Here is a 3433-nt window from a genome sequence, read left to right on the forward strand (position 1 = left end):
CATCTCTAATGATGTAAACACCAATCTGGCGACTATTGAAGACCTACCGAAAGGTACTTATACCGCCATGGCGGTGAGCAACACCACTGGATGTAGCGAAACTTATGAGTTCATCATTGGTGAAGTAATCACTAATCCAGTAATTACTGATACAGATACCTCTCCGGGTGGGGCTGATATCGATATCACCGAAGTGTCATCATGTACTGGAGGAACTGTGGATCCTAACGGTGCAATCGAACTACTCGACGTTGTAGCCGGTGCAGATGTAGATCCAGCAGCTGACTTTAACTATGTATGGTACTTCGGAGCTTCTAATGATCCGGCTAATGTGATCGATGATGCCGATGATATCTATACTCAGAAAGGGGAAACGCCTACTTCTACTGTTGATGTAGTGGGATCAACCACCAATCACATCCAAAATCTAAGTGCTGGGTTCTACACCGTAGAGGCTATCAACAATACTACTGGATGTACTTCTGCTCCTATCACCGTCGAGTTGACTGAAAACCTGATAGCCATAGTGCCGTCAGTATCTGTGACTCAAGATGATTTCAGTTGTGATTTAGCTGACCCTACTGGACAAATCACAGCTAATATTACGAATTATGATGGTTCCCCAGTGGTAGATAATGCTGGCTTTACTATTGAATGGTTTGTTGGTACGAATACGAATATTGCTAATCTAGTAACAACGATATATCCTTCAGCCGGAGTTGTGACTGATGGACAAGGAAATCATCATATCATCAGTGATTTGCCAAATGGAACTTATACCGCAAAAGTTACCAATGATGCAGCAGGCTGTTTTACTACGGAACAAGTGGTTATTCGTCGGGCGACACCAGTAATGGCCTTGACTTACGACGTGAATGACGACCAAACTGACTGTACTCCTAATGGTGAGGTTGAAGTAACGGCAATAGGGCTTACTTATTCTGACGGAGGAGGAGCTCCAATTAATTTTACTCCAGCTTACACTTATGAATTCTATGAAGGACAAGATGAATTTGGCACTGTTGTTCAAGCCAATAGCGCCAACCCAATTTTGACTGGACAAGCATCTGGATATTATACTGTTATAGCTACTGAAACTAACTCTGGCTGTACAAGTGACCCATTTACCCAATTCATTGATGACCTTACACCAGCTGCTCCAGGCGTCAATATTGCCTATGGCATTTTACCTACAGACTGTGCATCTGCTACTGGAACCATAGATGCCACATTAGGAGGTGATGCTAATATAACCTTTGAATGGTGGGAAGGTTCAGATGATTATACAGATGAAACTCAAAACGGCATAGATGGAATATCTCCCATTAATCCAGCTGGATATAATACTGATGGGTCTACAGGTGCTACTACTTTAACTGGGCTTGAATCAGGTCTATATTCCTTGATTATTGATTATACTGGTTCCACACAATGTAGATATCAAATCGTTTATGACCTCCCTTTTGTTGGTCAACAAGCCACTACGACAATTGCTGTTGAACATGTGGAAGAGTGTCCGGACGATGGAAGTGCTGAAGTTGGTATTTCTGAAAGTATATTCATAACCTATACAGCGACAAATGGTTTTAGTTTTGATGATGGCGAGACTGTGGTTGCAGTCCCAAGCGGAGCAACAGGTACTGTAAGTAATAATACCGATGGAGTTTCAATGAGAATTTCCACTACTTCCTCTCCTGCTTCATTCACTGATGCGGATGGTATTACCGGACAACTTAGTGGAGCTACTGCAGACATTGATATTTTAACACCTGGATATTCAGCAGGCAACTTCGATGATATATCTGAATATGATATCTATTTATATGCTGGAGATGGTGTCCCTGCAGATCCATTGGCAAATTATACAGTTAATGGTATCACCTATCCATTAATTAATCTTTCATCAGGAAGAGGAGCTGGCGATAATGATCCTGGAGATGTAGTTCAGTTCACTGGATTACCTGCGGGAGATTATACTGCAGTAGCAAGACAAATTGATAATCCTGCTTTTGCTCCAGCCAATACCGATAGATGTTTTTCAGCTAGTGCCGTGGAAACTATTGAGCAACGTGCTTACACACCATTTATTGATGGATTTACAATTACTGATAATACAGTGTGCGACGGTGACCCAGGAGATGGTGAAATTACAGTAGTTGCTAAAAAAGATGCTGAGGATACATACGGACCATTCGACCGTCCAGAAGATTTTGAATTTAGATGGTTTGTTGTGGGAGCTGAGACCTATCCTGGTGATGAATTATTGGTTGAACAGCATGAGACTACTTCGACTCTATCTAATTTAGGCCCAGAAGATTATATTGTTAAAATATATAGAATTGTAGGAGGAACAGGTCCAGCATCCTATGTGTATTCAGGATGTTCTGTGGAGGGAACATACACGATAGACACAGACCCTCAGGAACACACAATCGCTGCGCTTACTTCCCTTTCTCATATCGAAGATTGTGGAACTACAGGTACAGCCACTGTTGAAGATGCTGACGTCACTTCTGGAGATAGAGATGACTATGACTTCACCTGGTACGAAGATGACGCAACCACTCCTATTGCGACTGGTGCAAACGATTATGAATTACTTGGTCTAGATGCAGGCACTTACTTTGTAGAAGCTGAACATGTACTATTTGGTTGTTCTACTTCAATGATTGAATTTGAAATTGAAGATCAAACAGTAGTACCTACTTTAAGTTTAACTTTGAATGTAATTGATACCAGTTGTGATCCAGACGCCAACGAGGGTAACGGAGCTATTGACTGGTCTATCACTAATGATGACACAGGTAACTATTCTTACCAATGGTATGCAGGTGCTTCTGTTGCAGCTGGTACTGCCTTAGTAAATGGTGCTTCTATCAATGGAGCTGTTGGCGCCGCCGCTGCTGTATCTTCAGGTACATTGAGTGGCGTTGATGGTGGTTTCTACACCCTCAGAGTTATTGACGAACAAAATACAAGTGAAGATTGTTTTGTGGATGCAACTTTTGAGTTAGATGAAGATATTCCAACAATTACAATTGCAGCTGCAGGCTCAACTAACACCCCTAACGACAACTGTTCTGGTGGTGGATACAACGGAGCTTTCCAGATCACTAACGTATCCATCAATGGCGTGCCACAAGGCAATACCACAGGCTTCAACTTCGCTTTCACTAAAGAGGGCGGAGCACATGGCGGTACACAAACTGGTACTGATCCTTTGCTTGAAGATCTTGAGCCTGGTGATTATGAAGTAATTATTACAGACGCTACGGGATGTTCAAGTACAACTACTGACTTTACTATCGATGACGATTCTACTGATCCTATCGCTGAATTGAATATCAAAAACCCTGATACCAATTGCGTATCGCCGGGTACCAATATCGGTAACGGTGACTTGACCGTACAAATCACTGGTGGAGCTGCTGTA

1 protein-coding gene is annotated in these 3433 nt (G+C 42.3%); it reads left to right on the forward strand.

The features are described from left to right. On the forward strand, positions 1-3433 hold a 3433-nt coding region (locus ABJH98_RS01275), incomplete at both ends, for a hypothetical protein (protein ID WP_348305797.1).

The organism is Reichenbachiella sp., from assembly GCF_039969095.1.
GTDB lineage: Bacteria > Bacteroidota > Bacteroidia > Cytophagales > Cyclobacteriaceae > Reichenbachiella.